The 13,675-nt window shown below is 58.3% G+C and carries 17 protein-coding genes and 1 pseudogene; 9 read left to right on the forward strand and 9 right to left on the reverse strand.

Going from position 1 to position 13,675, the window contains the following annotated elements:
- The 4 genes and pseudogenes from VR74_RS14035 to VR74_RS21575 form a co-directional block, all read left to right on the forward strand.
- Positions 1-546: IS256 family transposase (locus tag VR74_RS14035; RefSeq protein WP_045697868.1), on the forward strand; the 546-nt coding region annotated here is incomplete at its 5' end.
- Positions 547-1,402: 856 nt separating this feature from the next.
- Positions 1,403-1,672, forward strand: coding sequence for a type II toxin-antitoxin system VapB family antitoxin (locus VR74_RS14045; protein WP_045697872.1), 270 nt, complete (start codon positions 1,403-1,405; stop codon positions 1,670-1,672).
- Entirely contained in the window at positions 1,673-2,077 is a 405-nt protein-coding gene (locus tag VR74_RS14050) for a type II toxin-antitoxin system VapC family toxin (protein ID WP_045697873.1), read from the forward strand.
- Positions 2,078-2,324: 247 nt separating this feature from the next.
- Positions 2,325-3,028 (forward strand): annotated as a pseudogene (locus VR74_RS21575) (IS6 family transposase).
- A 44-nt stretch (positions 3,029-3,072) separates the two neighbouring features.
- Here the strand turns inward: VR74_RS21575 and VR74_RS14060 are convergent.
- A complete protein-coding gene (locus VR74_RS14060; RefSeq protein WP_045697944.1) occupies positions 3,073-4,521 on the reverse strand; it encodes a Mur ligase family protein in 1,449 nt (482 codons plus the stop codon).
- Positions 4,522-4,579: 58 nt separating this feature from the next.
- Between VR74_RS14060 and VR74_RS14065 the strand changes: the two genes are divergently transcribed.
- From VR74_RS14065 to VR74_RS14085, 5 genes are read left to right on the forward strand one after another with little or no spacing between them, the layout of a single operon-like run.
- Positions 4,580-5,425, forward strand: coding sequence for an LD-carboxypeptidase (locus tag VR74_RS14065; protein ID WP_299950624.1), 846 nt, complete (start codon positions 4,580-4,582; stop codon positions 5,423-5,425).
- A gap of 60 nt (positions 5,426-5,485) precedes the next feature.
- The gene (locus VR74_RS14070; protein WP_045697875.1) at positions 5,486-5,851 is read left to right on the forward strand and encodes a TrbI/VirB10 family protein; all 366 of its coding nucleotides are present in this window, start codon (positions 5,486-5,488) and stop codon (positions 5,849-5,851) included.
- Positions 5,848-6,084 carry a DUF2274 domain-containing protein gene (locus tag VR74_RS14075; protein WP_045697877.1) on the forward strand — a complete coding sequence of 79 codons (237 nt, stop codon included), beginning with the start codon at positions 5,848-5,850 and terminating at the stop codon, positions 6,082-6,084. The genes VR74_RS14070 and VR74_RS14075 overlap by 4 nt, the downstream gene beginning before the upstream one ends.
- A 4-nt stretch (positions 6,085-6,088) precedes the next feature.
- Positions 6,089-6,397: a DUF736 domain-containing protein gene (locus VR74_RS14080; RefSeq protein WP_045697879.1), complete on the forward strand. Its 309-nt coding sequence runs from the start codon at positions 6,089-6,091 to the stop codon at positions 6,395-6,397.
- A 10-nt stretch (positions 6,398-6,407) separates the two neighbouring features.
- Positions 6,408-6,608, forward strand: a complete 201-nt coding sequence (locus VR74_RS14085) for a hypothetical protein (RefSeq protein WP_045697881.1) — start codon at positions 6,408-6,410, stop codon at positions 6,606-6,608.
- Here the strand turns inward: VR74_RS14085 and VR74_RS14090 are convergent.
- From VR74_RS14090 to VR74_RS14125, 8 genes are all read right to left on the reverse strand, one after another.
- A complete protein-coding gene (locus VR74_RS14090) occupies positions 6,597-7,184 on the reverse strand; it encodes a mobile mystery protein B (protein ID WP_045697883.1) in 588 nt (195 codons plus the stop codon). The two genes, VR74_RS14085 and VR74_RS14090, sit on opposite strands and share 12 nt — an antisense overlap.
- Positions 7,184-7,654 (reverse strand): mobile mystery protein A, encoded by a 471-nt coding sequence (locus VR74_RS14095; RefSeq protein WP_045697885.1) that lies wholly within the window; start codon positions 7,652-7,654, stop codon positions 7,184-7,186. Before VR74_RS14095 ends, VR74_RS14090 begins: the two co-directional genes overlap by 1 nt.
- Before the next feature lie 176 nt (positions 7,655-7,830).
- A complete protein-coding gene (locus VR74_RS14100; protein WP_299950627.1) occupies positions 7,831-8,898 on the reverse strand; it encodes an AraC family transcriptional regulator in 1,068 nt (355 codons plus the stop codon).
- 11 nt (positions 8,899-8,909) lie between these two features.
- Positions 8,910-9,734, reverse strand: a complete 825-nt coding sequence (locus VR74_RS14105) for an oxidoreductase (RefSeq protein WP_045697887.1) — start codon at positions 9,732-9,734, stop codon at positions 8,910-8,912.
- A gap of 473 nt (positions 9,735-10,207) precedes the next feature.
- Positions 10,208-11,584: a tyrosine-type recombinase/integrase gene (locus VR74_RS14110; protein WP_045697889.1), complete on the reverse strand. Its 1,377-nt coding sequence runs from the start codon at positions 11,582-11,584 to the stop codon at positions 10,208-10,210.
- A gap of 65 nt (positions 11,585-11,649) precedes the next feature.
- Entirely contained in the window at positions 11,650-11,829 is a 180-nt protein-coding gene (locus VR74_RS14115) for a hypothetical protein (RefSeq protein WP_045697891.1), read from the reverse strand.
- Positions 11,830-12,218: 389 nt separating this feature from the next.
- Positions 12,219-12,734 carry a CBS domain-containing protein gene (locus tag VR74_RS14120; protein WP_045697893.1) on the reverse strand — a complete coding sequence of 172 codons (516 nt, stop codon included), beginning with the start codon at positions 12,732-12,734 and terminating at the stop codon, positions 12,219-12,221.
- A 376-nt stretch (positions 12,735-13,110) separates the two neighbouring features.
- The gene (locus tag VR74_RS14125; protein WP_045697894.1) at positions 13,111-13,311 is read right to left on the reverse strand and encodes a hypothetical protein; all 201 of its coding nucleotides are present in this window, start codon (positions 13,309-13,311) and stop codon (positions 13,111-13,113) included.
- Between the last annotated feature and the right edge of the window lie 364 nt (positions 13,312-13,675).

The following is a 13,675-nucleotide window of genomic DNA, read 5'->3' on the forward strand; positions in this document are numbered from 1 at the left end:
CTGCGCGGCGTTAAGCTCGTCATTGCCGACGATCACAAGGGCCTGCGCGCGGCCGCCACGAAAGTGCTGAACACCAGCCAGCAAAGATGCCGGGTGCATTGGATGCGCAACCTCCTCGGCCGGGTCGGCAAGACCCACCGCGCCGCCGTCGCCGCGCTGGTTAAAACGGTCTTTGTCCAGGAGACCCAGGAGGCAGCCCGCCAGCAGTGGCGCAGTGTCGCCGACAATCTGCGAGAGCGCTTCAACTCAGTCGCCGACCTGATGGATACCAGCGAGGAGGACGTGCTGGCCTACATGGCCTTCCCGAAGGAACACTGGACGCAGATCCACTCGACCAATCCCCTTGAACGCCTCAACAAGGAGATCAAGCGACGCACGAACGTTGTCGGTATCTTCCCGAACGATGCAGCCATCATCCGCCTTGTCGGCGCACTGCTGCTTGAGCAGAACGACGAATGGGCGCTCACCCGGCGATACATGTCACTGGAAAGTCTCGCCCGAATAGTCGATAACCCTGTTCTCAGCCTGCCCGGTGTGGGCAACTGAACCCATCACCGCAGCCGAGACGGCGTGCACGATTTACACCATCTGATGGGACGCTACCTAGATGTGCTAATGAAAAGAATAATATCAATCAAAAATACTATAAAAATCAATGTAAAAAAATGTGATAAGGGAGAGTCCCTGTCTCTCCGCCAGCCAGTCTTCAGAGATTGGCCGAGTTCGTTCAGCAACAAAATAGTGCCGGGTTCTGCGGGACTTGCGTCCGCTCTGGCGACACGATTGAGCATACATCCCTACATTTCAATCTCTAATCAGCCGAACTCAGGCGCCGGTCTCCGTTCGCCAATTCGGGGGTTACGTTCAGGCGGGTTCTGGCCGGATAACAGCGAATTTGCAGGGAATTTCTCCAAGAAGCCTGACTCCCGAAATCGCGATATCTTCCATGCCTCAGCCTGTCCAAATGGCCGTCACGTAAGCGTGCGGATACAATTTATCCTGGCACGCAGATTACGGATCGATTTGCAGCCACGCCGACTGATCCTGCAAGGCATCGGGCAGCTGTATCAAGGCAAGTGGCGCGAGCGCGCCATCTGATCCGACTCACAGCTAGCCACGCTGACGCTGAAAAACGGTGCCGACAGAAGCCCTATCCAGGCTCTGCTCGGCCATGAATCGCTGGAGACTACGCAAATCTACACCAAGATATCTGCCGCAAAGCGGGCTGACATACATGCGGCCACGTACCCGGGCCGCGCAGCTGCCGCAGCGGGGCGTGAGGATTTCGAGGCAGATCATCCAAGCCTTACGGACCGTGTCTATCAGCGCCTCAAACAGAAATGTCACCTTAAAATGATCGATATACCATGGCATCTAGAATGCAATCTAGAAAGGAGCTCAAATGGCTTTGAGCATCAAAACAGAAGAAGCGGATCGGCTGGCTCGGCAACTCGCTTCATTGACGGGAGAGACCATGACTGAGGCCGTTACAAAATCTCTCAAAGAACGTCTTGAGCGCCTGCGGGGGCACTCCAACGACAATCGCCCCATTGCTGAAAGGGTTCGCGCCTTCGCGGCCTCTATCGCCGACAAGTATGATCGTGAAACACCCGTCACCCAGGAAGAGTGGGACGAGGCATGTGGCGACATACCTGATGAGCGTGGTTTCTAGGTGCTGATCGTCGATAGTTCGGCGATTGTTGCCATGATGTTTGGAGAACCGGAGGCCGACAGCCTAGCCACCCGAATGGGAGATGCCTCGGCCCGGCTCTTGAGCGCTGCAAATTATGTTGAGACCGGTACGGTTCTGGCGGGGCGCGTTGCAGAGAACAATCGGGACAACGCGCTGGCAGACCTCGATGCTTTTCTGACTGCATTCGACATAAAAATGGTAGAAGTCACGCCCGAGCAGGCAATCACCGCCGTGCGCGCGCGAATCCGTTATGGCAAAGGCTTTGGCGCAGCGGCAGGGCTCAATTATGGTGACACATTTGCCTACGCACTCGCAAAAGCTCACAACGCGCCTCTGTTGTTCATCCGAGATGACTTCACCAAGACCGATGTGGGGATTGCATAAGGAAGATTTGCAGTGCGAAAAGCAAAAGCCGGGACCAGTTCCTCTCTCTCGATGACTTCCTGAAAGAAGAAGGTATCTCTGAGGAAGTGCAGGAAATTGCCATTTTGCGCGTGTTTGCCAGGAAAATCCGCGAGGCAATGAAGGCAAAGGCGTTGTCAGCGCAAACGGGTTTGAAACGGTTTGGCAGGGCGATTAGCCTCTCAGAATGGCCAAGAACCCGTTCGGCTAATTCAGAACCTCGCCTGAGATCATCCGGCTCGGGGTACTGATATATGTCCGGTTCCCGCTCTCGCTCCGAAATGTAGAAGACCTGCTCCACGAGCGCGGCATAGATGTCGGCCACGAAAGTGTGAGGTTCTGGGTCGATCGGTTCGGTACCTACATCGCTCACAGGATCCGGAAGCTCCGATAGGAATCAATGCGCCCAATCCCGCAGTGGGGGTGGCGCCTGAATAAGGTCTTCCTCAGCCTAAGGCAGGCGTAGCCAACATCAGGGATGAGCGACACTATCTTTGGCGGGCTGTCGACCACGAAGGCGAAGTTCTGGAGTCCTATGTCACGAAGAAGAGTGACAAGGACTCGACTATGAAATTCCTAAGAAAAGCAATGAAGGGGTACGGCAATCCAAATGTCGTGGTGACGGACATGTGCCTTTCTTAACAGGCGGCATTGAAAATGATGGGAAACCAACGTCGACAGGAAATTGGGCGTTATCTCAATAACCGCGCCGAGCATTTACACATCCCCTTTTGAAAGCGGAAGCGAGTCATGTCCAGTTTCCGGCGCATGCGAAGTCTGCAGAAGTTCGTTTCAGTCCATTCGTCAGTACACAATCACTTCAACCATCACGGCAATATCAACAAGAGAGGCCGGTTTAAACGGATGCGCGACGCCTCGCTTCGCGAATGGCACCGCCTTATCGCCGCACAGCCCCTGATCGTCCGCGATTAACTCAGACTAGGTCTCATGAAACTGACAGCAACCTCAGACAGCCCTTATGCGACGGATCCTGTCGCAGACGGCCAGTGCCGGCTCGGCTCCCCATGTCGGTCCTTTAGCTCGTCCAGGACGTTTCGGGCGAAAAGCGAGAGCGTATCGTCTCGCGCTCCCATCACCAGGATGCGGTCGCCGGGCCGTGCCAGTTCCAGCAGGCGGTCGCCGCAGGCGGCGCGGTCGCCCGGCGCTTCAGCATGCCGGCCCAGCGCATTGATATCGCCGGCGACGTCCTCGCTGGAAACCGACCTGTCGACAGTGCCGCCAAAATAGACCGGCTCGGGAATGAGCAGGACATCCTCGGCGTCGAGGTTTTCTGCAAAGCAGGCCGCAAATTCGTTCCGCATCTTGTTGAGCGGGCCAAATCCGTGCGGCTGGAACAGGACCAGGACGCGTCCGGGAAAATGCTTAACCGTGCGCAGTGTTGCGGCGATCTTGTCGGGATTGTGGCCGAAATCGTCGATCACGGTAATGCCGTTCTCCGTGCCGACAATGTCGAACCGGCGCAGGATGCCGGTGAAGGTATTCAATGCCCCGGCGGCGTCTTGCAGGGACACCCCGCATGCCAGGCCTGCCGCCATGGCAGCAAGCGCATTTGACACATTGTGCCGTCCGGGCGTCGCCAGACGGATTGCCGCCGTCTCGCCGGTCCTGCGATCGCAAACCGTGAAGGCAATGCCGGTCGGGGCCGGTTCAATGTCGCGGGCAAACAGGTCGGCAGCCTCATGGCCCAGGCTGTAGGTGATGGCGTCTGGGCATTCACGCGCCATCCGCGCTGTCTCGCCATTGTCGAGATTCAGGATCACAGTCCCTGCGCGGGCGACAAAACCGCCGAACAGGGCGCGGAGTTCGTCCATCGACTTGTGATCGAGGGAGATATTGGACACGACGGCCACATGCGGATCATAGGCTGCAATCGACCCGTCGCTCTCGTCGACTTCGCTCACGAAAATATTGCTCGTTCCCACCAGTGAGCTGGCAAACAAAGCATCCGGGGCCTGGAAATTCTTCATAACCGCGCCATTCATGACCGTCGGGCTCTTTCCGGCCTGGTACAGGATCCAGCTGATCATGCCGGTGGTCGTCGATTTTCCGCTGGTTCCGGCGACGCCGATACTGCAGCCTGCCGCATTGAAGAGTTCCGAAAGGAGTTGTGCGCGGCTCCTGCGTGTCGCGCCGACCTTGATCGCAGTCGCCATGTCGGGAACGGTATCTTCAATCGCGGCAGACGCCACCACGATCTGGTCGCGACTGACCAACCCGCTGCCATCCTGGGGATGCAACCTGATTCCCCGGCTTCGCAGGAAATCAAACTTTTCGGGCGTCCGTCCCTGGTCGAGGGAACGGTCCGATCCTTCGACATTGTTTCCCTGGTCCAGCAGGATCAGTGCCAGCGGCAGCATGCCGCTGCCGCCGATGCCGCAAAAGAAGTAGTGTTTGTGATTCTTCATGGACTTCATTCTAACTGCGATTGTCCGAAATGTGTAAGCGCGTGTTCAGGAGGATGAAATGGCGCAAGGAAGGTTGAGAATTGGTGTCGTTGCGCCGGGCAGGGCGATCGATGCGCATGCCCAGCATAAGGTAAGCGCCCTGGCCGCCGAAACCTATGGCGACGAGCGTGTCGAGCTGATCTTTCATCCGCAATGCTTCCTCCGGTCGGGGCACTTTGCCGGGCCGGACGCCGCGCGGGCCGCGGCCTTTGTCGAAATGGCGAATGATCCCGATCTCGATGCCGTCTGGTTCGCGCGTGGCGGGTATGGCTCTTGTCGGTTGCTGGAAGCTGCGTTCGAGGGCCTGGGCGACGTGGCCCGGCGCAAGACCTTCCTTGGTTACAGCGATACAGGAAGCCTCCTGGCACGCCTGTACAGGGACTCCATCGGCACGATCGTGCACGGCCCCATGCCTGCAGACATCACGCGGCCCGGCGGCGAGGCCGCGATCCTGCGGGCCCTGGACTTTCTGCTGGGCAGTGATGACAGGGATGGTCGTGAGGCATCGACGCGCATGCCCGGGCAGTACGCAGCCTTCAATATCACCGTGCTTGCGAATCTCATCGGTACGCCCTGGGTCCCGGATCTCACCGGCCATGTGCTCATGCTGGAAGAAGTCGGCGAGTATCACTACAGCCTCGACAGGATGTTGTTCAACATCACGTCAAATCCCGGTATGCGCGCCGTCGCAGGCATTCTGCTCGGGCGCTGCAGTGCCATCCCGGAAAACGACATCGACTTCGAAGCGACGGAAGAAGAGATCGCCGAGCACTGGTGCGCGCGCAATGCCATTCCGTATCTGGGCCGTGCAGATATCGGCCATGATGTGGACAACAAGATCGTTGTGTTCGGAAGGCAGAGCTAGCCGCGCGGCGCCCCGGCAGCCTGTCCGGTCGTTACCTGGTGCTTTTGCCATGCGGTTCCAGTGACCTGGGACCGGATCATCTTCCCTGACGGCTCCTCCATCGTCATTTCTGCGCCGGGTGCCGACGCCCAAGGTTTTGCGGGTCTCTCCGACCGCACCGACCATCACTGGGACCGTGTGTTTATCGCCGCGGGCCTCGCCACCATTCTCGGGATCGGAGCCGAGCTTGGCGCGGACGGTGACGGCGACCTCGAGCGCGCCATCCGCCGCGGCACGACGGACACGGTCAACCAGGCCGGTCAGCGCGTCGTCGAGCGCAATCTTGGCATTCAGCCGACGATCCGCGTGCGGCCCGGCTGGCCGGTGCGCGTGGTCGTCACCCGCGATCTCATCCTCAGACCCCATCCACAAGGAGCCACACGATGACCCTACGTCTTGACCGTCTTCCCGACCGCACGCCGGTTCGCATGAGCCTGTCGGTCGATCCAGAGCTTGCCAGCGCGCTCACCGACTATGCCGAAATCTATCGCCAGACCTATGGCCACGAAGAAAAGCCCGAAGCGCTGATCCCGGCCATGATCGAAAGTTTCCTGGCCTCGGACGCCGGGTTCAAACGGGCGCGCCGCGCCCTTCATTCCAACGCCAGCAATGAAAGGTAATCCCATGGCACAGATCGGCACGTTCACCCTGAAAGATGGCAGCTATATCGGCACCATCCGCACTATGACCATCAACGTGAAAGCCCAGCTTGTCCCGAACAGTGACAAAGCATCAGACGGCGCGCCCGACTTCCGGCTTTTTACCGGCGGCGCGGAACTTGGCGCAGCCTGGCGCCAGGAAAGCAAGGATGGCGAAACGCCCTACCTCGCCGTCAAGCTTTGCGATCCAAGCTTTGCCAGCCCCATTCGCGCGGCCTTCTTCGAGAATGAGAAGGACGGCACCGGCGTCATGGTCTGGAACCGGGCGAAGTAGTCTTCCCGCCATGGCCGTCAGCGACCAGGACCTTGAAGAAGCACTCAGTATTGCCGCAAAGATGATCGATCTTTACGGCTACAAGTACTGGCCGATTTTCGAGCGCCTGGAAGCGGAACTTGAGGCCAGATCAGATCGCATCAAGCGCGTACAGGCGCGCTTGCCTGTAAGGCGGTCCAGCAAGTGCTCCAACAGGGAGTTAGGAGCGTGAAAACGCGATCAGCGCGTCATAGTCTTCGCGGTCGGCCCGCCGCAGGGCCTCCACATAGGCGCGCCGCAGATCATTGATGTCGGTCAGCGATCCGCCGCCCCAGGACAGAGCCGGTTCGCCAAGCCGACGCAGGACAAGGTCGGCCATCATGCGGGCGTGGCGGCCATTTCCATTGGGAAACGGATGGATGAAGACCAGCTTGTGATGGACCCGCACCGCGAGCTCTGTCGGCTCATAGGTTTGATGTTCGAGCCAATAGGCGGCGTCTCCCATGAGCTGGCTTGTCTGCACACCAATCATATGTGGCGCGATGCCGATATTGCGTTCGGTGCGGCGATACTGGCCTGCCCATGACCAGACATCACCAAACATGCGCTTGTGAAGCTGCAGCACAAACTCAACGCTCATCAGGTCCGGTTTTCGTGCGCGGAAGGCCCAGGCGGCACCCTTATCGATATTGTCCTGCTCGGCAGCATTGAGGTCGGCGCGTGTGGTCACCCAGGTCAGGCGCAACCCTTCGCGCTCATCCGGTGCCAGCGGTGTGGCATCTTCTGGTTCCTGAAACAGGTCCGTCATCAGTCTTCCCAGATGTCTCGGTCGCGCAGCGTTTCCGAGATGAAGATCTGAATACGCTCTTCCAGATCATCATCCAGAACCCTCTGGTCTTCCATGGCCATGGAGTGCGACACGCCGCCGATCGCCTCCAGCGCCTTGGCGCGGGCCCGTTCGGCAACCATGTCCTCAAGCGGCTTGTTGGGCACAAGCGCATAGACCAGCTGGCAGTCGAGCGCTGCCGCCGCCTTGCGCAAGGTCTCAAGGCGAATGGTTTCGCTGGCTTCCGACTGCTCAAGCCCATTGAGCGATTGGGGTGTGATCTTCATTCTCCGGGCAAGCTGCGCCCCGGTCATGCCAAGCGCATCCCGGATCGCCCGCACCCAGCCCTTGGGTGGGACAGACAGCTGCTCAGCCGGCCTGAACCCGTTCAGGCGCTTGTCCAGCGCAACGCGCGCACGTTTGAGTGTTCGGTCCATTTTGGTTGCAATCATTCAGCTTCTGGCCTGATCGAGATGACTTTATATCAGGCTTGCGGCTTATGACATATAAGTATTAATCAGTCTATAAGCAGATATTACGGCAACGTTATCAGTCTTCAGCCTTCGAAGCATACCGGTTGACCGGTGGCGCAAGCGTCGAAAACTCGCCGGAAGGGGCCATCGCAGCTTCAATGCGCGCAAGTCTTTAAACGGCCAGATAACCGCCGTTGGGTGTCTGGCTTCCAATCACCGCTAATGCCCGCTATGCTCACAACTCTGTTCTGATTATTCATGTTGCAGGAACGCCTCCGCGTCGCATGGCCTCCGGTCCAGTTATGGAACGCCCGGACGAATGAGTTCGGATCCTCATAGCCGAGCAGATAGGCGATCTCGGAACTGGAATGGGCCGTGTTGCTCAGGAAACCAATGGCCAGTCGTCTCCGAAGGTCGCGAAGCTCGTCCTGGAAGCTCGTACCATCCTCACCAAGCTTGCGCTGCAGGCTGCGGGGGCTCATGCCGAGCCTTGGGGCAATGTCGCCAATCGCCGTGCGACCGCTTGGCAGAGTTTCTACTAGTGCCGCGCGCAAGCGCGCTACCACGGAAGAATTCGAAGGCAGTTCATCGAGGCCCCGACGCAATTCCGGCTCGAACACAGAAAAAAGCGCAGGATTAGCGCTGAGGAACGGCCGAAAGGCATCTTCGGCGGAGAAAACGACCCGATTTGATTGATCCCGAAGAATCTGCACGCCGAAAAACGCCTCGTAGGGCCGTTTCTCCGGAAGGTTCACGAACGAGACCAGACGCGGCCTGATATCGACTCGCGTTGCTCTGCGCGCCAAGGACACAAGAAAGGCCAGTTCGAAGCCCACGAATTCCGGCGGCAGGTCGACCCCGGTATCCGAGGTGTGGCAGACGCTCAGCAAGCCGTCTTGCGATGACACCTCCAAACGGAACGGCCCGAACAGCGGCTTGAAGAGCGCAAGACGCTCCATGGCCACCTTCAGGTTCGGACTGCAGAACACGGCGAAAATCGGCGGACTGAAGGATTCCACCGGTATCGCTCTAGCAATCTCAAGACCCGGCGCGGGCCTGTCGGTCAATCCTGCAAGCGCCATCCAAAGGCGCAGCATGCCGGCCGCATCGACGGTCGGGCGCTCCCGGCCCAGCAGATCCGCCGGAAGCTGGGCCGCGCGCAAGAGATCGCCAGGCTGGATACACAGCTCGTCCAGAACCGCAGCCCAGCCGATATCCAGCATGAAGGGCCGGCTCACGAAAACTGGCTCACGATAATACGCTCGAATGTCCGATCGCTCAGAATCCAGCGCATAAACAGGAGGGGTCGTGCCATCTGTCCGGTCGCATAGCGGGTGCGCGGGCGCGATGCCCGCACGGCTCGCGCCACTGTGGCCGCGACGACGCGCGGGGGCGATCCCTCTCCCGTTGTCCTCGACTTGTCCACGCGTCCCTCGAACCGGCCGACAAAATCGGCATAGGCGCCATCCTTGCGATAGGTCAGGTTTCCGCCGAGGGTATCTGCAAAGCCGGTATTGATGAAGCCGGGCTCGATGATGACCACGTCGATCCCGAAAGGTTTCAGTTCGAGGCGCGGACAGTCCGACCAGCCTTCGAGAGCGTGTTTCGTTGCGTGATACCAAGCGCCCAGCGGGGTGAAGACCTTGCCACCAATAGACGAGATTTGGATGATCAGGCCTTGCCGCTTGTCGCGCATCGCGGGCAGCAGCAATTGCGTTAGCCGCGCAAGGCCGAAGAGATTCACCTCAAACTGGTAGCGCGCGGTGTCGATCGGGGTATCCTCGACCGGACCATATTGTCCGTAGCCTACGTTGTTGACGAGGACGTCGACCCCGCCATGCTCCTCGAGAATGCGTGCCGCGACAGTCTCGATCTGCTCTTCCTTCGTGATGTCGAGAGCGAGAACGATGGCGCCCTTGTCGGCCAGATCGGCCATCTTGTCGACGCTGCGCGCGGCAACATAGACGGTCAGGCCATCCTTCAGAAGCCGCTCCGCGATTGATTTGCCGATGCCGGAGGACGCGCCAGTAACGAGGGCCATGCGATGTTTTTGTGTCATGAGATATTTCCAGTTGGCGTTGACACCGATGAAATATCACGCAGATCACGAATCTGCACTCGCGCATCGCGCCAACTTGCTCGCAGGATACGCCATTTGCCAATCCCGTAGACGATCTGGATGGAGAGTGGCCGTTGGTTCAATGCAGCCTAACCGGTCTCATCGGGATCAGTGACGCTGCTATGGCCGCGCAACAAGATGGCATGAGCTCATCGAGGCGGGTGATCCTGTGCTTCGCGATGCAGCCAAGACCTCAGTCAAGCCAGGATTGCGAAATGCAAACCTTCAAATGACAATCGTCGTTCGGCGTTCTGAACTGTTCGAAAAAGACTAGGCAGCTCATGCCACTCGTCACGACTTGACTGAATGGCGATTTGTGGGGTCGCTTGGACACTCTCAGCGCGAGGCCGGATTGTCTGCAATGGGCCAACCACGACACTCGATCTCTCCTGAAAAACTGCATCCATTCGACGTCACCCAAACATCTCCGCATCAAACGGATGTGCGATCCGCTCCAGCTGCTCGCGACGGTAAGTCAGTGATCCGCCCTGACCATATTCTGGCCGGTTGTTCTTGTGCCCCATCAGCGCGCAGCGCAAGCCGTAGTCGAGGCCTCCTTCGAGCATGCGGTCCTCGAAGGAATGGCGCAGCGAATAAATCACGTGATCCTTTGAGGGCAGCAGGTCGCGTTGCTTGAATGCTTTCATCAGGTTCGCCGAGACCAGTGTGCTGCGGTCATAATAGTGGCCAAAGCCGTTGGGGCAGAGCCGCATGGCCGGCAGCGCCGCACCGACGAGCGGGATTTCCCGTTCTGAATCGTCAGTCTTCAGCTCGCGGTTCTGTTCAGCACGGATATGGATGTGCGGCACCTCATGGTCGAGCCGGATATCCTGGGGTCTCAGGTTCACGACTTCGCTCAGCCGCGCGCCGGTCTCGATCAAGAGGTAGATAATGACGCGAAGCTCAAGCCTCAGTTCATCGAACAGGCCTGGCACGAGAAAGCGCGTCTGGACGAACTCGTCGCTGAACGAGGCCCGTTTGACCCGCGACTTGCCCGCAAAGAAGAAGCCTTTGAAGGGATCATCAATGTCAGACTGGCCCCGGTACTTGAAATAGCGCTGATAGAGGGACCGCATATTGCCGATATGACGGTTGGCGGTATTTGGCGTGACCAGCTTCGATCCATCCTTTTGGGGCAGCATCCTTGTTTGCCACCGGTCCCTGTACTGGGTCGCGATCTCGCGGGTGATGTCCGTCAGGGGGATATCGCCTACCTGCTCGATGAAATAGTCGATTGAGGTGCGCTTGGTCTTCTCCCAGGCGTTTCTCTGGGCCTCGGACTTGTTGTACTGGTCGTCGAAGGCGATCTTCGAGACATAAAGTTCGAAGGCTTCCGACACGGTGGTCTTGTCGACAGGTTCCGGCACGCCGCCAAGCAGGGCCTCCGCCTTGGCTTCGCTTGGCGCTTTTCCAAGGTCGGTCGCTTTGAGCCGGGCCACGATTTCTTCGATGTCGGGCAGCGCGGCAATTTCTTCGACAGGGCGATAGACGAAGCCCTGAGACAAGGCACGGGAAACGGCCGCACGGTAACGGTGATCCGCCGCTTTCCAGACGCTGAGCTGAGAGTCTCCCCCGACGAATTCCAGCGCCCTGGCATTCCAGAGGGCAGCATCCGCTTCTGCCAGCGCATCGCGGCGCATCATTGCCAATTCAAGGGATTGCGTGCGCAGTGCGATCTGGATGAGCCCACGCTCATCGACATATGTGAAGTGCGCGGGAACCCGTCGCTGATAGTGCCACCAGCCGCCGCGTTCCTTCAGATATCTTGTTCCGTAACCTGCATGTCTCATCGCGATTTGTAGTGCAAAAAGTATGCAAACTGTAGTGCAACCAGCGGCGTCGAACCCCTCTCCGGTTACCCCGGAGAGGAAAAGTTCAATGATTTCACTATTTTACGCGGTAACCATTTCAAGAGAAATGGCGCGAGTGGCGTGCCCTGCGCCTCAAGCCCGGCGAAGAGATAGGCTTGCGTGCGCTCGATATCCGGCGTCCCAGCCTGCTCCAGCAGCCGCTTCAGGTTGGCGCCTTCCAGCAAGGCGCCCGGCCTTCGTCTGCCGAAGGCAGGGCGCAGCCAAGATCCGGGGTGAACGACGCTATCTCTAGCATGCCGTGGACCAGGAAGGGGAAGTCCTTCAATCGTTCGTTACAAAGGAACGTGACAAGGTTGCGACGCTGAAATTACAGAAGAAAGCAATGAGGCGATAGGCAAATCCTGCGGTCGCAGTCACGGACAAATGCCCATCCTGCCGGGCCGCAATACAAGCCAATGGAAATGAGCGGCGCCGGGAAGCCGGACGCCGTCCCAACAATCGCGCTGACAATTCTTACCTATCATTTTGAAGACGGGATGGGCGATGTCTCGACTCCGGCGCATGCGACGTTTGCAGAAGTTCGTCTAGCTCCATTCGTCAGTGCACAATCACTTTAGCTGCCCAGCATAACCAGGAAACCAGCTGCGACTGCAAATATCACGATACTGATGACCATGGAGATCAGCGAAGGCATCTTGATAAACGTGGCCTTGCTTTGCTCCCCCAGACGCTGAAAAAGTTCCGGCCATGTATAGCTGACAAAATCACCCTGGCTCATCATCGAAGTCAAAACACCGGCATCGTCAACAATAGGCAAGTGCCGGAACCGCTCGTTCGACATTATCCGCAACCAGTCGAGCAGGTTGTCTTCTGCCTTGGCGACCTTCAGCTCCGTGGTCATGATCTCCGCAAGCCGCGTGGCACTGGGATCTTTATGTTTGGCCAGCAGCCGGCGCATAAGATCTCGTTCAGTCACAATTCCGAGCGGCTTGTTCGCCGAGTCGACGATCACGACTGCGCCGTAATTTTTCTCGCTCATAACGGCGACGGCGTCCAATACCGGCGTGTCCTTGTCAAAAGACAATACCAACCCCTTGCTGCGATATTCCGGCCGGTCTTTGATTTTCATGTAACTGTTTCCTTTGATTCAGATTTGGCGCAGTTCGCGACCTGTGAAATGGTGTTTTTCAAATTGCTGGTGCAAAGACGATCTTGACCGAGCGCGTCCAATTGGAAGGTCAATGGGCTGGTTAGAGCACTCCGACATGCGCCACGAGCGTGATGTGGTAGCCTGCCCCTTTTCCGGGCGGCACCCCGCCGCATTTCCTCCATATAGCCCGGTGAGGCACAATGGATACAGGGATGCTCGCGATGTTCATAATCTACCTGGACCGGCTGATCGCAGAACAAGTAGGTCTCTCGCAGATCTCGCCTCGCGCCAGATGCTTCCTGAATATTCGTGCGGCCACCGGCGCCAGAATGCGATGGCGCCTTTCGCAGAGATGTCAGCGCCGGGGAAGGCGTACCGGAATGAGCGCCAGCTTGGGCTGAGTGCCCAATGAGAGAAGTATAGCAAAGGCGCTGACCAACAGGTTCCGGGCATCGTCAACCATGCCATCGGTGTCCATCATTCGGGCCTGCTTTGCGCACATCTGGGCCAATAGGCGAGTATCATATTGCTCGTTCAGAATGTCTTGCTCGTTCATCGCGTCTCTCCGCTCAGTTTCGTTCAATTTACGAGCCGTAGCAGACGATGGATCAGATGGCGCGTCAGAGTGCAGCAAGTGTGCGCACCTTCACCTGTGATCCGGAGCGGGATCGCGATATCTGCCCGGCTGGCAAAGAACGCATTCAACACCACGTCGCTGGACGCTGTGGCAAGGCCAAGCTGACCAGGGATGGACGATACACATATCGGTCGCGAAAAACGGACTGCGATGTCTGTCTCCTTCAAACGCATACTGCAACCGGGACCGGTTGTAGCATGACCCAGAGGTCAGAGATCCACTTATCCAGTGACCCGATTGTGTTCAGACGAACCGAGCCACCTCTTTAGGTTATCGATCCTGG

The organism is Hyphomonas sp. BRH_c22 (assembly GCF_000961795.1).
GTDB lineage: Bacteria > Pseudomonadota > Alphaproteobacteria > Caulobacterales > Hyphomonadaceae > Hyphomonas.

Coding starts and splice junctions, on each gene's coding strand:
- VR74_RS14045 (WP_045697872.1), top strand. CDS start 1,403: ATGGCTTTGAGCATCAAAACAGAAGAAGCGGATCGGCTGGCTCGGCAA.
- VR74_RS14060 (WP_045697944.1), bottom strand. CDS start 4,521: ATGAAGAATCACAAACACTACTTCTTTTGCGGCATCGGCGGCAGCGGC.
- VR74_RS14065 (WP_299950624.1), top strand. CDS start 4,580: ATGGCGCAAGGAAGGTTGAGAATTGGTGTCGTTGCGCCGGGCAGGGCG.
- VR74_RS14075 (WP_045697877.1), top strand. CDS start 5,848: ATGACCCTACGTCTTGACCGTCTTCCCGACCGCACGCCGGTTCGCATG.
- VR74_RS14080 (WP_045697879.1), top strand. CDS start 6,089: ATGGCACAGATCGGCACGTTCACCCTGAAAGATGGCAGCTATATCGGC.
- VR74_RS14085 (WP_045697881.1), top strand. CDS start 6,408: ATGGCCGTCAGCGACCAGGACCTTGAAGAAGCACTCAGTATTGCCGCA.
- VR74_RS14090 (WP_045697883.1), bottom strand. CDS start 7,184: ATGACGGACCTGTTTCAGGAACCAGAAGATGCCACACCGCTGGCACCG.
- VR74_RS14095 (WP_045697885.1), bottom strand. CDS start 7,654: ATGATTGCAACCAAAATGGACCGAACACTCAAACGTGCGCGCGTTGCG.
- VR74_RS14100 (WP_299950627.1), bottom strand. CDS start 8,898: ATGCTGGATATCGGCTGGGCTGCGGTTCTGGACGAGCTGTGTATCCAG.
- VR74_RS14105 (WP_045697887.1), bottom strand. CDS start 9,734: ATGACACAAAAACATCGCATGGCCCTCGTTACTGGCGCGTCCTCCGGC.
- VR74_RS14110 (WP_045697889.1), bottom strand. CDS start 11,584: ATGAGACATGCAGGTTACGGAACAAGATATCTGAAGGAACGCGGCGGC.
- VR74_RS14120 (WP_045697893.1), bottom strand. CDS start 12,734: ATGAAAATCAAAGACCGGCCGGAATATCGCAGCAAGGGGTTGGTATTG.
- VR74_RS14125 (WP_045697894.1), bottom strand. CDS start 13,311: ATGAACGAGCAAGACATTCTGAACGAGCAATATGATACTCGCCTATTG.